The sequence below is a fragment of the Kitasatospora sp. NPDC032121 genome, assembly GCF_055580145.1.
Genome location: NZ_JBVILX010000001.1, coordinates 1,170,833 through 1,186,474 on the forward strand (window position 1 = coordinate 1,170,833; position 15,642 = coordinate 1,186,474).

The 15,642-nt window shown below is 72.5% G+C and carries 13 protein-coding genes; 4 read left to right on the forward strand and 9 right to left on the reverse strand.

What is annotated here, in order from left to right; translation table 11 throughout:
- Positions 1 to 127 precede the first annotated feature (127 nt).
- Entirely contained in the window at positions 128 to 1,432 is a 1,305-nt protein-coding gene (locus ACZ5OX_RS05475) for a M14 family zinc carboxypeptidase (protein WP_465628824.1), read from the forward strand.
- 137 nt (positions 1,433 to 1,569) lie between these two features.
- On the opposite strand, the gene rodA is transcribed toward ACZ5OX_RS05475, so the two are convergent.
- The 8 genes from rodA to folC all read right to left on the reverse strand — a co-directional run bounded on the left by rodA (position 1,570) and on the right by folC (position 10,494).
- Positions 1,570 to 2,769 (reverse strand): rod shape-determining protein RodA, encoded by a 1,200-nt coding sequence (rodA, locus tag ACZ5OX_RS05480; protein ID WP_449791777.1) that lies wholly within the window; start codon positions 2,767 to 2,769, stop codon positions 1,570 to 1,572.
- Positions 2,766 to 5,090: a penicillin-binding protein 2 gene (mrdA, locus tag ACZ5OX_RS05485; RefSeq protein ID WP_465628825.1), complete on the reverse strand. Its 2,325-nt coding sequence runs from the start codon at positions 5,088 to 5,090 to the stop codon at positions 2,766 to 2,768. Before mrdA ends, rodA begins: the two co-directional genes overlap by 4 nt.
- A 56-nt stretch (positions 5,091 to 5,146) precedes the next feature.
- Positions 5,147 to 5,785 carry a rod shape-determining protein MreD gene (gene mreD, locus ACZ5OX_RS05490; RefSeq protein WP_449791775.1) on the reverse strand — a complete coding sequence of 213 codons (639 nt, stop codon included), beginning with the start codon at positions 5,783 to 5,785 and terminating at the stop codon, positions 5,147 to 5,149.
- Positions 5,786 to 5,788: 3 nt separating this feature from the next.
- Positions 5,789 to 6,760: a rod shape-determining protein MreC gene (gene mreC, locus ACZ5OX_RS05495; protein ID WP_465628826.1), complete on the reverse strand. Its 972-nt coding sequence runs from the start codon at positions 6,758 to 6,760 to the stop codon at positions 5,789 to 5,791.
- A 115-nt stretch (positions 6,761 to 6,875) separates the two neighbouring features.
- Complete coding sequence (locus ACZ5OX_RS05500) at positions 6,876 to 7,901, reverse strand: rod shape-determining protein (protein ID WP_049648984.1); 1,026 nt, start codon at positions 7,899 to 7,901, stop codon at positions 6,876 to 6,878.
- A gap of 328 nt (positions 7,902 to 8,229) precedes the next feature.
- Positions 8,230 to 8,643 (reverse strand): nucleoside-diphosphate kinase, encoded by a 414-nt coding sequence (ndk, locus tag ACZ5OX_RS05505; protein ID WP_224277488.1) that lies wholly within the window; start codon positions 8,641 to 8,643, stop codon positions 8,230 to 8,232.
- Between the two features lie 107 nt (positions 8,644 to 8,750).
- On the reverse strand, positions 8,751 to 9,101 hold the full coding sequence (locus ACZ5OX_RS05510; RefSeq protein ID WP_465628827.1) for a DUF4233 domain-containing protein: 351 nt from the start codon (positions 9,099 to 9,101) through the stop codon (positions 8,751 to 8,753).
- A 1-nt stretch (position 9,102) separates the two neighbouring features.
- A complete protein-coding gene (folC, locus tag ACZ5OX_RS05515; protein ID WP_449807397.1) occupies positions 9,103 to 10,494 on the reverse strand; it encodes a bifunctional tetrahydrofolate synthase/dihydrofolate synthase in 1,392 nt (463 codons plus the stop codon).
- 184 nt (positions 10,495 to 10,678) lie between these two features.
- On the opposite strand from folC, the gene ACZ5OX_RS05520 reads away from it, so the two are divergent.
- From ACZ5OX_RS05520 to ACZ5OX_RS05530, 3 genes are all read left to right on the forward strand, one after another.
- Positions 10,679 to 12,112, forward strand: a complete 1,434-nt coding sequence (locus ACZ5OX_RS05520; protein WP_465628828.1) for a glycosyltransferase family 2 protein — start codon at positions 10,679 to 10,681, stop codon at positions 12,110 to 12,112.
- Positions 12,113 to 12,161: 49 nt separating this feature from the next.
- Complete coding sequence (gene wecB / locus ACZ5OX_RS05525; RefSeq protein WP_465628829.1) at positions 12,162 to 13,307, forward strand: non-hydrolyzing UDP-N-acetylglucosamine 2-epimerase; 1,146 nt, start codon at positions 12,162 to 12,164, stop codon at positions 13,305 to 13,307.
- 166 nt (positions 13,308 to 13,473) lie between these two features.
- A complete protein-coding gene (locus ACZ5OX_RS05530) occupies positions 13,474 to 15,003 on the forward strand; it encodes a chitinase (RefSeq protein WP_465628830.1) in 1,530 nt (509 codons plus the stop codon).
- Positions 15,004 to 15,034: 31 nt separating this feature from the next.
- Here ACZ5OX_RS05530 and ACZ5OX_RS05535 read toward each other — a convergent pair whose 3' ends face one another.
- Positions 15,035 to 15,598: a hypothetical protein gene (locus ACZ5OX_RS05535; protein WP_465628831.1), complete on the reverse strand. Its 564-nt coding sequence runs from the start codon at positions 15,596 to 15,598 to the stop codon at positions 15,035 to 15,037.
- Between the last annotated feature and the right edge of the window lie 44 nt (positions 15,599 to 15,642).

Sequence of the window (15,642 nt, forward strand, 5' to 3'; positions counted from 1 at the left end):
GCTCGGCCGCCGTTCCCGGCCCCGCGGTGCCGCCCCGTCCGTCCCCGTCCCCCGCCCGCACGCCGTGCCCGGCGGCGCACCCGCACGCCCGCGCCCCGGCGGCCGTACGACCGGCGCTAGGAGAACCATGACCGACACCGGTCGGCGGATCCACCCGCTCCGGCCCCTCGACACCCGGCCGGCCCGCTACCCCACGCCGGCCCAGGCCGAGTCCGCCGCGCGGCGGCTCGCGCTGCGGCACCCGGACCGCTGCCGACTGCGCGAGGTGGGCCGTTCCCGGGCCGGGCGCCCGCTGATGCTGCTCTCCGTGGACCGCGGGCCGCGCGCGGTGCTGGTGGTCGGCGGCCCGCACCCCAACGAGCCGATCGGCACCGCCGGAACGGTCCGGCTCGCCGAGGTGCTGCTGGACGGCCCCGCCCGCCCCGGGCTCTCCTGGCACCTGCTGCTCTGCCTCGACCCGGACGGCGCCGCGCTCAACGCCGGCTGGCTGGACGGCCCGCTCACCATGCGGCGCCACTACGAGCACTTCTTCCGCCCCTCCTTCGAGGAGCAGCCCGAGCTGCTGCCCGCCCCGGGCTCCGGCCGCCCGCCGATGCCGGAGAGCCTGGCACTGACCGGCCTGATCGACGAGCTGCGCCCCTTCCTCCAGTGCTCGCTGCACGGGGTGGACTTCGGCGGCGCGTTCGTGCAGCTCACCCGCCCGGTCCGGGGCCTGGCCGGGCGCTTCGCCCGCTCCGCGGAGCGGGCCGGCGTCCCGCTCGACGTGGACTCCTACGACGCGATCGGCTGGGCCAGCCCGGACCCCGGCACCTATCTGATGCCGGCCCCGGGCGCCGGTGGCTCCCGGGCCCTGCCGGACGAGCCCGAGCTGTCCACCTGGTCGTACGCGGCGGGGTACGGCGCGGTCAGCGCGGTCCTGGAGGTCCCGATGTGGGCCGTCGACGCGGTCGGCGACGCCCGCCCCCACCCGGCCGGGGCGCAGGCCCTCGCGGCGGCCGCCCGCGACCTCACCGTCCGCGCCGAGCAGCTCACCGCCCTGCTCCCGGCCGTCCCCGCGCACGGCGCGCGGGCGTACGGCGCCGAGGCGTCCGGCGCGCTGCTGCGCACCGCCGAGTCCAGTCTGGCGGTCGCCCCGCGGGTGGCCGGGGAGTGGCTGGAGCGCTGGGGCGCCGAGCCGCTCACCGTCTCCCGGGTGACCACCGCCGGACTGGTCGCGGCCCGGGTGCCGCTGCGGGTCGCGTCGATCCTGCTGCGGCTGCTCGCCGACGCCCGCGGGCCCGCCGCGGAGGCCGCCCGGGACCGCGCCCGGGCCGTCGTCGGCGACGGCCTGGACCGGCTGCGCCACCGTTTCGGCGTCCGCTGGGTCCCCGTCCAGGAGCAACTCGCGCACCAGACCCGCGCCGTCCTCGCCACCGCCGACTGCCTCCGCTAGGGCCGCGTCCGGGACCACGTCCAGGGCCGCGTCCAGGACCACGTCCGACCGGTCGCGCCCACCGCGGCACGACGGGCCGCGACACGACGGCGGGGCCGGCCCGGGAAGTCCCGGACCGGCCCCGCCGCTGAGCGCGCTCAGGCCGCTATCGGCCGCTGGCTCCGCACCGCCTGGAGCAGCCCGATGGCCAGCCAGTTCGCGAACATCGACGAGCCGCCGTACGAGACGAACGGCAGCGGGATGCCCGCGACCGGCATGATGCCCAGGCACATCCCGATGTTCTCGAAGGCCTGGAAGGACAGCCAGGCGATGATCCCGGCCGCCACGATCGTCCCGTACAGGTCGGTTGCCTGCCGGGCGATCCGGCAGGCCCGCCAGAGGATGACGCCGACCAGCGCGATGATCGCCAGCGCCCCGATGAAGCCCAGTTCCTCGCCGGCCACGGTGAACACGAAGTCGGTCTGCTGCTCCGGCACGAACTGCCCGACGGTCTGGGTGCCGTGGAACAGCCCCTTGCCGGTCAGCCCGCCCGAGCCGATCGCGATCCGGGCCTGGGCGGTGTTGTAGCCGACGCCGTTCGGGTCCAGCTGCGGGTTGGCGAAGGCGGCGAAGCGGTCGATCTGGTACTGGCTCAGCAGCCCGAACTTCCAGATCGCCACGCACCCGGCGGTGCCCGCCATCAGCAGGCCGAGCACCCAGCGGTTCGCGGCGCCCGAGCCGAGCAGGATGCCGAGCACGATCGCGGCCATCACCATCACCGAGCCGGCGTCCGGCATCAGCATCACTATGGCCATCGGCAGGCCGGCCCAGAGCAGGCCCCGGAACACGGCCCGGTGCGAGGGGAACTCCCGCTCCCCCGCGTCCACCTGGTCCGACAGCACGACCGCCATCGCCAGCACGATCGCGAGCTTCGCGAACTCGGCCGGCTGGATCGAGAAGCCGCCGCCGAGCTGGATCCACGAGTGCGCGCCGTTGATGGTCGAGCCGAGCGGGCTGAGCGTCGCCAGCAGCATCACGATCACGCCGACGTACAGGAACGGCACGATCGTGCGGAAGCGCCGGCTCCCTATCGCTATCACCACGGAGCACAGCACCAGCCCGACCACGAAGTTGGTCAGGTGCCGGTACAGGAAGTACTGCGGGTCCCCGTGGGTCAGCGAGTCGCGCCCGCGGGTGGCCGACCAGACCAGCAGCGAGCTGCCGGCCGACAGGGCCAGCGCGGCCACCAGCAGTATCCAGTCCAGCCGCCAGAGCGGGGAGTCCTTGGCCAGGGCCTTGGAGACCCCGCTGCGCTGCGGGGCCAGCCGCAGCTGCCGGTACGAGCCGTAGGAGGTCATGCCCGTCCCCTTCCCGGTCCGCGCGAGGGTTCGAGCGCGGCGTCGGCCGCGGTGTACGACGCCGGACGGTCGGTCGGCGGCGTCCGGTCGAGGAAGGCCGTCGCGGGGGCCGGCTGCACCGCGTCCGCGTCGGGCAGCGCGGCGGCCGGCACAACGCCCGCCGCCTGGAGCTGAGCCGGGCCCTGGCCCTGGACGCCCGCCCCCTGGCCGGCGCCGTACGCGACCGGCTTGATGATCGCGGTGCCGTCCGGGTTGAACTTCGGCAGCTCGGACTGCGGCGCGGGCAGCAGCGCCTTGCTGTTGTCGATGGTGCCCTTGTCGTCCACGCCGTACAGCGCCTGGTAGATCCGGCGGATGGCGTCACCGGAACCGCCGGAGCCGGTGCCGCCCTGGCTGATCGTCATGACGACGGCGTAGTCCTTGCTGTACGTGGTCAGCCAGGAGGTGGTCTGCTTGCCCTCGACCTCGGCGGTGCCGGTCTTGGCGTGCAGCGCGATCTTGTCCTGCGGCCAGCCGTTGAACTTCCAGGCGGCGGTACCGGACTTGATGACGCTTTCGGTGGCCTGGTCGATGTAGCTGAGCAGCTTCTGGTCGCCGGGGAACTGGGCGTCCGCCTGCGGGGCGATCTCGCGGACGAGGTCCCCGCCCGGGCTTATCACGGCCTTGGCGACGGTCGGCCGGTAGAAGGTGCCGCCGTTGGCCAGCGCCGAGTAGATCCGGGCCATCTGGACCGGGGTGACGAGGGTGTCGCCCTGGCCGATCGCGAAGTTGACGGCGTCACCGGCGCGCATCTGGTAGCCGTCGACGCAGTTCTCCCGGGCGATCTGGTCGGAGTAGCTGTTGCCGCCCTTCTGCCCCTGGGCGCACCAGGCGTCCTTGTTGTTGTCGTAGAAGGACTGCTTCCACTGCCGGTCCGGCACCCGGCCGGGCACCTCGGCCGGCAGGTCGATGCCGGTCTTGGCGCCGAGGCCGAACTGGTGGGCGGTCTTGAAGAACCAGTCGCCCGGGTCCTTCTTGGGCTTGATGCCGCCGTCCTTCATCCACTGGTCGTACGCCAGGCCGTAGAAGACGGTGTCGCAGGAGACCTCGAGCGCCTTCTCCAGGGAGATCTGGCCGAAGTTCTCGCTCTCGAAGTTCTTGAACTCGCGGCCGCCGATGGTCATGCTCTTCGGGCAGTCGTAGCGGCCGTCCAGCGAGTAGCCGGCCTGCACGGCGGCGGTGGTGGAGATGACCTTGAAGGTCGAACCGGGGGCGGACTGGCCCTGTATGGCCCGGTTCAGCAGCGGGAAGTTGGACTCCTTGCTGGTCAGCGACTGGTAGTCCTTGCCGCTGATGCCGCCCACCCAGAGGTTCGGGTCGTAGGTCGGGGCGCTCGCCATCGCGACGATCCGCCCGGTGTGGACGTCCATCACCACGGCGGCGCCGGAGTCGGCCTCGTAGTTGCGGTTGGTGACCTTGTCGAAGGTGTTCCTGGCGTCGTTCATGGCCTGTGCCAGGTTGTCCTCGACCACCTTCTGCACCCGGGCGTCGATGCTGGTGACCAGGTTGTCGCCGGTCTGCGGGGCGACGGTGCCGGCGTTGCCGATCACCCGGCCGAGGTTGTCCACCTCCAGCTTGGTGATGCCCGCGGTGCCGCGCAGGTCGCGGTCGTACACCGACTCCAGGCCGGCCCGCCCGATCTGGTCGGCCGGCAGGTAGCGGTCCAGGCCGCTCTTGCCGGCGGTCTTGCTGACCTCCTCGTCGGTGACCGGCGAGAGGTAGCCGAGCACCTGGGCCATGTTGGCGCCCTCGGCGCCGGTGTAGTGGCGCACGGCGGTGGGCTGCGCGGTGACCCCGGGGAAGTCCTCGCGGCGCTCCATTATCTGCATCGCCTGCTGGGTGGTCGCCTCCTTGGTGACCGGGATCGGCTGGTACGGCGAACCGTTCCAGCAGGGCTGCGAGGTCTTGGCGTCGCAGAGCCGGACCTTCTCCTGCACGTCCTTGGCGGGCATCCCCAGCACCTCGGCCAGCCGGGACAGCACCGCCTTGCCGCCGTCCTTCTGCTGCAGCAGCGAGGTGCGGCTGACGGAGACCACCAGCCGGGTCTCGTTGCCGGCCAGCACCCGCCCTGACGCGTCCAGGATCTCGCCGCGGACGGCCGGCTCGACCACCTCGCGGATGTGGTTGCCGGTCGCCTTCGCGGTGTACTCCTTGGCGTTGCGGATCTGCAGGTACCACAGCCGCCCGCCGAGGGTGGCGAGCAGCGACAGCACCAGGATCTGCAGCACCACCAGACGGATCGTCACCCGTCGGGTGCGTCCGGTCTCGGGGATGTTGCTCACGTCTCGTGCGCTCCAGGATGCGGGGAGGTCGGGTGGTCGGGGCCGGGCCGGGCCGGTTACGGGCGGCGGGCGAAGCCGGGCACGCGCCGCTTCTTGTACGACGGACCGGAGGAGGTCTCGCGGGTGGTCCGGTAGCGGGACAGCGTGCCCAGGCCGGAGCCGCCCTCGTCGTCGTCCGCGGCGGTCACCGGGTCGCGCCCGAAGCGGCGGCCGAGGTACATCACCAGCGGCACCACGAAGGGCGCCAGCAGCAGGTCGTAGAGCAGGGCGCTGATCACCAGTCCGCCGAGGCCGACGTGCCGGGCCGCGGTGTCGCCGACCAGGGCGCCGACCATCGCGTAGAGCAGGGTGGAGGCGACCGCCGCGACGCCGACCACGACCAGCGAGCCGGCCACCGAGCGCTGGCGGCCGTGGTCCGGGCGCAGCAGTCCGGCGGCGTAGCCCATCAGGCAGAGCACCAGCGCGTAGCGGCCGATCGCGTGGTCGGAGGGCGGCGCGAGGTCGGCCAGCAGCCCTCCGAAGAAGCCGACCAGGCAGCCGCCGGTGGGCCCGTAGACCATGGCGAGGCCGACCACGACGAGCAGCAGTATGTCCGGGGTGGCTCCCGGGAGCTGGAGCCGGCCGAAGACGCTGACCTGGAGGATCAGGCCGAACAGGACGAGGCCGGCGGAGACGGGGATGCGGGCGAGGCGCATGGCTCAGTTCCCCCCAGTGGGCTGTGCGGGCGGGGCGGCGGGCACGACGGCCGGGGCCTGGCCGGGGAGCGCGGCCGGGACCTGGCCCGGCGCGGCGGCCGGCTGGCCCGGGGCGGGCGCCGGCGGCAGGACGGCGTCGCGCGGGTCGGTGCGCGGCGGCACGACCACCACGCCGACCAGGTCCAGCCGGGTGAACTGGACGAAGGGCTCGACCAGGACGGTCTTGGTCAGCTGGCCGGCGTTGGCCTGGACCTCGGTGACCTTGCCGACCGGGACGCCGGGCACGAACGGGCGGCCGCTCTGCGAGCCGAAGGTGACCAGTCGGTCGCCGGCCTTGACCTGGGCCTTGCCGTTGAGCAGGGAGACCTTCATCGGGCTGTCGCCGCCGCCGGAGGCGAAGCCGATCTCGCCGGTGCCCTCCAGCCGGGTGCCGGCCGAGAAGCCGGGGTCGGAGGCGAGCAGCACGGTGGCGGTGGTCGGGGCGACGGTGGTGATCCGGCCGACCAGGCCCTGGCCGTTGATCACCGTCATGTCGCGGGTGAGGCCGTCGTCGCTGCCGGCGTCGATGGTGATGGTCCAGGAGAAGCCCTGGGCCGGGCCGATCGCGATGACCTGGGCGGCCTTGACGGTGTAGCCGCCGGAGCCGGCGGTGCGCAGCAGGTCGTCCAGTTGCTTGGTGCGCCCGGTGGCCATGTCGGAGGAGGCGAGCTTCTGCCGCAGTTCGGTGTTCTCGCGGGCGAGCTGGTCGGTGCGGCCGCTGTCGGTGGCCGCGTCCCGGAAGGCGCGGACGGTGTCGGCGACCGGGTCGACGACGGTGGCGGCGCCGCGCTCGACCGGTCCGAGGACGCGGGCGGCGGCGTGCCGGGCCGGGCCGAGCGGGGAGTCCTCACCGCCCTTGATGTCCACGGTGATCAGCGCGAAGGCGACGGCCACCAGCAGGATCAGCAGCAGCCGGCTCTCTCGTGTGTCCCTCACGGTGCTGGTACTGCCCCTTCGTACCCGGCCGCCGCCCGGGGCTGTGGGGCCCGGGCGGCGGCCCGTTCAGTCGAGTGTCGGATGTGACGCGTGGTAGCGGTGGTGCGGCGACCTGTCAACGACGCGGTGAGGCGTCGAGTACCTGCTGGAGCGCCTCGAACTCCTCGACGCACTTGCCGGAGCCGAGCGCGACGGAGTCGAGCGGGTTCTCCGCGATGTGGATCGGCATGCCGGTCTCGCGGCGCAGCCGCTCGTCCAGTCCGCGCAGCAGGGCGCCGCCGCCGGTGAGCACGATGCCGCGGTCCATGACGTCGCCGGCCAGCTCGGGCGGGCACTGGTCGAGGGTGGTCTTGACCGCGTCGATGATCGCGTTGACCGGCTCGTCGATGGCCTCGCGGACCTCGGCGGCGGAGATGACGACGGTCTTGGGCAGGCCGCTGACCAGGTCACGGCCGCGGATCTCGGCGTGCTCGTCCTTCTCGCCCTCGAGGCCGAAGGCGCTGCCGATGCTCATCTTGATCTGCTCGGCGCTGCGCTCGCCGAGGAGCAGCGAGTACTCCTTCTTGATGTGCTGGACGATCGCGTTGTCCAGTTCGTCGCCGGCCACCCGGATGGACTGGGCGGTGACGATGCCGCCGAGGGAGATCACGGCGACCTCGGTGGTGCCGCCGCCGATGTCGACGACCATGTTGCCGGTGGCCTCGTGGACGGGCAGGCCGGCGCCGATGGCGGCGGCCATCGGCTCCTCGATGATGTGCACCTGGCGGGCGCCGGCCTGGGAGGAGGCCTCGATGACGGCGCGGCGCTCGACGCCGGTGATGCCGGAGGGCACGCAGACCACGACGCGGGGGCGGGCGAGGTAGCGGCGGCGGTGGATCTTGAGGATGAAGTACCGCAGCATCCGCTCGGTGATCTCGAAGTCGGCGATCACGCCGTCCTTGAGCGGGCGGATGGCGACGATGTTGCCCGGGGTCCGGCCGATCATCTTCTTGGCCTCGGCGCCGACGGCGAGGATCCCGCCGGTGTTGGTGTTCACCGCGACGACGGACGGCTCGTTCAGGACGATGCCCTTGCCCCTGACGTACACCAGCGTGTTGGCTGTTCCGAGGTCGATCGCCAAGTCGCGGCCGATGAACGACAGGTTGCTCGCCATGGGGTGTGGGTGCCTTCCCGGGCTCGGAGTTCATGGGGGGTGGACGAATGCGCGCCCACGCTTGGGCGGAGACCAGCTGAGCTGCCTTACCGGGCCCTTGAGTCGCGTCCATCGTAGTCACGCCGCGCGGTACGGACATCGACGTGGGGCATACCGTCCATTGTCCGGGGCGTGATCGCTTCTCCGAGGATTGGGACGCCGTGTCGGCGCCGCCAGTTCCCTATTTCACGATAAGAATGCCCCGGCCGGGCCAATGGTCCCGACCGGGGCGGTACTAACGTCCCCCGGGCGTGTCGCCCGGTTTCGGCTCGCCGGATCAGGCGTGCGCGGGGAAGAAGATCTTGATCTCGCGCTCGGCGGACTCCGGGGAGTCGGAGGCGTGGATCAGGTTCTCGCGGGTGATCGTCGCGTAGTCGCCCCGGATGGTGCCGGCCCCGGCCTCCAGCGGGTTGGTGGCGCCGGCCAGCATGCGGATGCCCTTGACGACCTCCTCGCCCTCGACGATCAGCGCGATCGACGGACCGGAGGTCATGAACTCCAGCAGCGGCTCGTAGAACGGGCGGCCGACGTGCTCCGCGTAGTGCTGCTCCAGCGTCGCCCGGTCGAAGGTGCGCAGCTCGATGGCGGCGAAGCGCCAGCCGGCCTTGCGCTCGATGCGGCTGATGATCTCGCCGGCCAGGCCGCGGCGGACGGCGTCGGGCTTGAGCAGGACGAGAGTGCGCTGGGACACGGTGCGTCTCCTGGGATTCGGTTCGGCAGACAGTCGGGTCGACAAGCGGTGCCGACAGGGCAGAGGTTACCTTGCGTACACGGCGTGTCGGTCGGCCGGTCCGGGCCTCAGGCGTGTACGGCGGCGGCCTCGGCGGCGGCCCGGGCGGCCTTGAAGTCGTCCACCTTGCGGCCGTAGTGCACCGAGCACCACCACAGGCCGGCGAAGACCACGCCGAGGCCGAACATGGTCGGCAGGATGAAGCCGGCGGCGATCAGTCCGATCTGCAGCGCCCAGCCGATCTGCACCGCGCCGCGGCGGTTGATCATGCCGCAGAGCGCGATGCACAGGGCCATCGCGATGCCGCTGACCGTCCAGATCTCCCCGGTGGAGACGTCGGAGAGCCGCATCGCGACCAGCGCCGCGAACATGATCAGGAGCGCTTCGCCGATCAGCGTCGAGGAGCAGAGCGTCCTCATGTCACTTCCTCCCGAGCAGCAGGCGGGCCTCGCCCACCGTGATGACCGAACCGGTGACCAGCACCCCGGCGCCACCGAGGTCGCCCTCCTCCTCGGCGAGGGTGACGGCGGCGGCGATGGCGTCGTCGAGCCGGGGCTCGACCTGGACGCGGTCCTCGCCGAAGACCTCGACGGCCAGGGCGGCGAGCGCGTCGACGTCCATCGCGCGGTGGGTGGAGTTCTGGGTGATGACGACCTCGGCCAGGATCGGTTCGAAGGCCTCCAGTACGCCGGCCACGTCCTTGTCCCCGGAGGTGCCGATCACGCCGACGAGCCGGGTGAAGCCGAAGGACTCGGTGAGCGCGGCCACGGTGGCGCGGGCTCCGTGCGGGTTGTGGGCGGCGTCCAGGATGATCGTGGGGCTGCGGCGGACGACCTCCAGGCGGCCCGGCGAGGAGACGCCGGAGAAGGCCTGGCGGATCTTCTCCACGTCCAGCTGCCCGCCGCGCGCGCCGCCGACGCCGAAGAAGGCCTCGACCGCGGCGAGTGCGAGGGCCGCGTTGTGCGCCTGGTACTCGCCGTGCAGCGGGATGAAGACGTCCTCGTACTCCTCGCCGCCGAGTCCGCGCAGCGTCACCAGCTGGCCGCCGACGGCGAGTTCGCGGCGGATCACGCCGAACTCCATGCCCTCGCGGGCGACCGTGGCGTCCACCTCGACGGCGCGGCGCAGGATGGTCTGGGCGGCGTCCAGCTGCTGCTGGGCGACGACGGCGACGGAGCCGGACTTGATGATCCCGGACTTCTCGCCCGCGATCTCACCGGTGGTCTCGCCGAGCTTGTCGGTGTGGTCCAGTCCGATCGGGGTGATCACCGCGACGGCGGCGTCGATGACGTTGGTGGCGTCCCAGGAGCCGCCCATGCCGACCTCGACCACGGCGACGTCCACCGGGGCGTCGGCGAAGGCCGCGTAGGCCATGCCGGTCAGCACCTCGAAGAAGGACATCGGCACCGGCTGGGCCGCGTCGACCATCTGCACGTAGGGCTCGATGTCGCGGTAGACCTCGACGAAGCGCTCGGGGGTGATCGGGGCGCCGTCCAGGCTGATCCGCTCGGTGACGGACTCCACGTGGGGGCTGGTGTAGCGGCCGGTGCGCAGCTCGAAGGTGTTGAGCAGCTGCTCGATCATCCGGGCGGTGGAGGTCTTGCCGTTGGTGCCGGTGATGTGGATGGAGGGGAAGGACCGCTGGGGCTGGCCCAGGATGTCCATCAGCGCCTCGATCCGGTCGAGCGAGGGCTCCAGCTTGTTCTCCGGCCAGCGCTCGGAGAGCTCCACCTCGACGTCGCGCAGGGCGTCGCCGGTGCCGCCGTCGGCGGGGCGGATGGTGTACGGGTTCGGGTCGGCCTTGTCGCTCACGACCACAGTCTACGGAGCGCCGACGGGTCCTCCTCACGGGGTGAGAACGACCACTTTGCCCGTTCTTTTCCATGATCACCTAGTTTCGTCCCTTTACTATTGATTTGGCGATTTGACCCGCAATGAAGCATCGATTCGCAGCCGATAGGAGCCTTCAACCTTTGATCATGAGGAGCATTGCGCCATGCCTGACGCCCTGCACGACTGGATCGTGCTCCGCCAGGACGCCGTCGTCTGGGTCGCCGGACTGATCTCGCTGGCCCTCGTCGGCTACATGGCCCTCGTCTTCGGACGCTTCCTCGTGTACTGGGCGGGCTCCCGGCACGCCTTCCGGCACAACCGCCCCGCCGAACCCGGCGACCCCACCGCCTTCCGCTGGCACCTGGTCATCCCCTGCCGGGACGAGGAGGCCGTGGTCACCCAGACGCTGGACGGCCTGCGGGCCGCCGCGCCCGAGGCCCACCTCTGGGTGATCGACGACGACAGCGAGGACGCCACCCGCGAGCTGGTGCTCGCCGCCGCGGCCCGCGACCCGCGGGTGCACCTGGTCCAGCGCCGCCGCCCGCACGCCCGGATCGGCAAGGGCGCCGCCCTCAACGCCGCCTACCGGGAGATCTCCGCCTGGCTGCCCGAGGACGCGGACCGCTCCCGGGTGGTGATCGGCGTGGTCGACGCCGACGGGCAGCTCGACCCGGGCACCCTCGCCCAGGTCTGCAACGCCAGGGCGCTCGGCCGGCCCGACACCGGCGCCGTCCAGATCGGCGTCCGGATGCGCAACGCCGACGACGAGCTCCCGCTGCCCGGCCGCGGCCGGGCGGCCAACGCCCTGGCCCGCGCCCTGGTGCGGATGCAGGACGTCGAGTTCCAGGCCACCAACACCGGCATGCAGCTGCTGCGCCGCCGCACCGGCAGCGTCGGCCTCGGCGGCAACGGCCAGTTCGCCCGCCTCACCGCCCTCGACTCGCTGACCGCCGAGGAGGGCCGGGCCGGCCGCCCCTGGCCGGAGCGCGCCCTGCTGGAGGACTACGAGTCCGGCCTCGACCTGCGGCTGGCCGGCTGGCGGCTCACCCACGTCACCGAGGCCCAGGTCTCCCAGGAGGGCCTGATCTCGCTGCGCCGCTTCCTCACCCAGCGCACCCGCTGGGCCCAGGGCAACATGCAGTGCCTGCGCTACACCGGCCGGGTGCTGCGCTCGCCGCACTACACCCTCTCCGGCAAGGCCGAGGTGCTGTACACCTTCCTCCAGCCGGTGGTCTGCGTGCTGCTGGTGCTGCTCTTCCCGCTCTCGCTCGGGATCACCGGCGCCGGGGTGGTGCTCTTCCCCGAGGAGACCGCCGAGTTCCAGCTCAGGTTCGGCCCGTGGATGCTGCTCGTCTTCGTGCTCGCCACGCTGCCGATGGTGTTCTGGGGCTTCGCCTACCGCAGGACCGCCCACCCCGACCGCGGCCGGCTGACGGCGCTGCTCTGGGGCCTGCTGGTCTGGCTCTACGCCTACCACCTGTTCGTGGTCGCCGCCCGGGCCGCGGTCCGGATGCTGCTCGGCCGCAACGGCTGGGCCAAGACCCGCCGCAACGCCGAGAAAGTCGCCCTCGGTGCCCCCACCGCGCTCGAGTCCTGAGCCGCCCCCACGCCTCCCCCACGCACCACGTCCCGACCCGGAGTCCCGCATGAGCACGTGCCTGCCCCCGTCCAGCGTCGCCGTCGTCCTCGGCACCCGCCCCGAGCTGGTCAAACTCGCCCCGCTGATCCACGAACTCGGCGACGCCACCCGGCTGGTGCACACCGGCCAGCACTGGGACGAGGCGATGTCCGGCCGCTTCCTGCGCGACCTCGACCTGCCCGAGCCCGAGCTGCTCACCGGCGTCGGCGGCCGCCCCCGGGCCGGCCAGATCGCCCGGTCACTGGGCCAGCTGGACGCCGCCTTCGCCGAGGACCGCCCCGCCGCCGTGGTCGTCCAGGGCGACACCAACGCCACCCTGGCCGGGGCGCTGGCCGCCAACGCCCGGGAGATCCCGCTGGTCCACGTCGAGGCCGGGCTGCGCAGCTTCGACCGGGCGATGCCCGAGGAGCACAACCGGGTGATGGTCGACCACGTCTCCGACCTGCTCTGCGCCGCCACCGGGGAGAACGTCGCCAACCTGCGCGCCGAGTCGCTGGCCGAGGAGCGGATCGAGCTCACCGGCAACACCGTCGTCGAGGTGGTCCGCCGTCAGCTGCCGGACGAGGCCGCCCGCGCCGCGCTGCTCGCCGCGCACGGACTGCGCCCGGACGCGTACGTGCTGGCCACCGTGCACCGTCCGGAGAACACCGACACCGCCGAGGCGCTCGGCGCGGTGCTCGCCGAGCTGGACCGGATCGCCCGGGCCGGCACCCCGGTGCTGTTCCCGATGCACCCGCGCACCCGGGCCGCCGTCGAGCGCTTCGGCCTGGACGGCCTGCTGGAGCGCCTCGCCGTCACCGGCCCGGTCGGCTACGGCGACTTCCTGGGCCTGGCCGGCCACGCGGCGCTGCTGGTCTCCGACTCCGGCGGCGTGCAGGAGGAGTGCACCGTGCTCGGCCGCCCGCTGCTGGTGGTGCGCCGCTCCACCGAGCGACCGGAGGCGATGGCGGCCGGCTTCGCCGCTCTCGTGCGGCCCGGCGAGGAGCTGGGCTCCCTGGCCCGCGCCTGGCTCTCCGACTCCCCCGAGCGGCTCGCCCGGCTGGCGGCCACCCCGAGCCCGTACGGCGACGGCCTGGCCTCGGCCCGGATCGCCGCGCTGACCGCGGCGATCGCCGCGCCCGAACGAGCCGACGCGGTGCCACCGGCCGCCTGACACCCCCTTGACAGCAGAATTGGTCTACTCCACCTTGTGAGGCAAGTCTCCGTTCCCGAACGGGACTTGAGTTGTCGGTAGCTCCCGCAAGCGCACCATCGACACCCCGGACGGCGTTCCCCCCCCACGAGGCGCCGCCGGGCCCTCCCCCACTGGAGATGGAGTCATGCCACCTGCCCGACACCGGCGCACCCGCGCCGTCCACTCGCTGCTCGCCGGTGCGAGCGCCGTCGCCGTCGGCCTGAGCGGGCTCGTGCTCGCCGGCGGCACCGGAGCCCACGCCGCCGACACGGACCTGATCACCAACGGCGGCTTCGAGACCGGGAACCTGTCCGGCTGGACCTGTTCGAGCGGCACGGTCCAGAGCACCACCACCCACTCCGGCACGTACGCCCTGCAGTCCACTCCGGGCGGCGGCGACACCGGCGAGTGCACCCAGACCGTCCCGGTGAAGCCCTCCTCCTCGTACACCCTGAGCTCCTGGGTCCAGGGCTCGTACGTCTACCTGGGCGCCCGCGGCACCGGCGGCACCGACCCGAGCACCTGGACCCCCGGCGGCACCGGTTGGACCCGACTGGACACGAGCTTCACCACCGGCCCGAACACCACCAGCGTCACCGTCTACCTGCACGGCTGGTACGGGCAGCCCGCCTTCGCCGCCGACGACGTCTCGCTGCTCGGGCCCGGCGGACCGCAGCCGTCACCGAGCCCGACCGCCACGGCCTCGCCCAGCCCGACGCCCACCGCCACGGACACCGGCAGCCCCTCCCCCACCGCCACGTCCACCGGCAGGCCGCCGAACCTGCCCAAGCACATCCTCACCGGCTACTGGCAGAACTTCGACAACGGCGCCACCGTCCAGCGGATCAGCGACGTCCCGGCCGCCTACGACATCATCGCGGTCTCCTTCGCGGACGCCACCGCCACCCGCGGCGGCCTGGGCTTCACCCTCGACCCCACCCTCTCCTCCCGTCTCGGCGGCTACACCGACGCCCAGTTCAAGGCCGACATCGCGGCGAAGCGGGCGGCCGGGAAGCGCGTGGTGCTCTCCGTCGGCGGGCAGAACGGCACGGTCTGGGTGGGCGACTCCGCCTCCGCCGCGAACTTCACCGGCACCGCCTGGGCGCTGATGCAGAGTTACGGCTTCGACGGGATCGACATCGACCTGGAGAACGGCATCAGCTCCACCTACATGGGCCAGGCCCTGCACGCCCTGGCGGCGAAGGCGGGAAGCGGGTTCATCCTCACCATGGCCCCGCAGACGATCGACATGCAGTCGACCGGCATGGAGTACTTCAAGCTGGCGCTGAACGTGAAGGACATCCTCACCATCGTCAACATGCAGTACTACAACTCCGGTGCGATGAACGGCTGCGACGGGAACGTCTACTCGCAGGGCACCGAGAACTTCCTCACCGCGCTGGCCTGCATCCAGCTCAAGGGAGGGCTGCGGCCCGACCAGGTGGGCCTCGGGGTGCCGGCCTCCACCAGCGCCGCGGGCGGCGGGTACCTCGCCGCCGGCACGGTCAACAGCGCGCTGGACTGCCTCGCCTCCGGCAGCAACTGCGGCAGCTACAAGCCGGACGCCACCTGGCCGGGCATCGGCGGCGCGATGACCTGGTCGACCAACTGGGACGCCAAGGCGGGCAACCCGGTCGCGAACACCATCGGTTCGCATCTGCACGCCATGCCGTAACCGGCGCGACCGGCCTGCCGGCGGCCCGGGGTCAGACCCCGGCCCGGGCCTCCGGCACGTGCGCGGCGCCGCCGTGCCGACGACGCAACTCGGCCGTGATCTCGGCCAGTTCACCGTCGGGCAGCAGCGGCAGCATCATCGCGACGCCCTGCAGCAGACCGCCCAGTAGGAAGGTGGTGTCGGGCGTCGCCGCCACCAGGCCGCGGACCTCGGCCACCTCGCCGGCCGCCACCGCCTCGATCAACTGGGCGGCGTTCGCGGTCTCCTCGTCCACCTCGACCGCACCGGTGTCCTCGGGGGCGCGCCGGGCCATCGCCCGCAGCACCTTGTCGCCGACCTCGGGGGCGTACGCCTTGCGGACGGCCTCGGCGGCGATCCAGGCGAGCAGGGTGGTCACCTCGCGCTCGGCGTGCTCGGCGAACAGCAGGTCCAGCTCGTGGTCGAACGCGATCTGGTTGCCGTGCCGGAACGCGAGCAGCAGGGTCGCCGCCCTGGCCTTGGCCTCCTCGACCGCCTCGGCAGGCAGTTCGTCGGCCAACTCCTCGGTCACCACCACGCCGTGCCCTCCCGTCCGTCGCTCAGCAGAAACGCCCATTCGGAAACTCCGTGCACACGGTACACAGCTGACCTGCAAACTTC

Coding starts and splice junctions, on each gene's coding strand:
- ACZ5OX_RS05475 (WP_465628824.1), top strand. CDS start 128: ATGACCGACACCGGTCGGCGGATCCACCCGCTCCGGCCCCTCGACACC.
- rodA (WP_449791777.1), bottom strand. CDS start 2,769: ATGACCTCCTACGGCTCGTACCGGCAGCTGCGGCTGGCCCCGCAGCGC.
- mreD (WP_449791775.1), bottom strand. CDS start 5,785: ATGCGCCTCGCCCGCATCCCCGTCTCCGCCGGCCTCGTCCTGTTCGGC.
- ACZ5OX_RS05510 (WP_465628827.1), bottom strand. CDS start 9,101: ATGAGGACGCTCTGCTCCTCGACGCTGATCGGCGAAGCGCTCCTGATC.
- ACZ5OX_RS05520 (WP_465628828.1), top strand. CDS start 10,679: ATGCCTGACGCCCTGCACGACTGGATCGTGCTCCGCCAGGACGCCGTC.
- wecB (WP_465628829.1), top strand. CDS start 12,162: ATGAGCACGTGCCTGCCCCCGTCCAGCGTCGCCGTCGTCCTCGGCACC.
- ACZ5OX_RS05530 (WP_465628830.1), top strand. CDS start 13,474: ATGCCACCTGCCCGACACCGGCGCACCCGCGCCGTCCACTCGCTGCTC.
- ACZ5OX_RS05535 (WP_465628831.1), bottom strand. CDS start 15,598: ATGGGCGTTTCTGCTGAGCGACGGACGGGAGGGCACGGCGTGGTGGTG.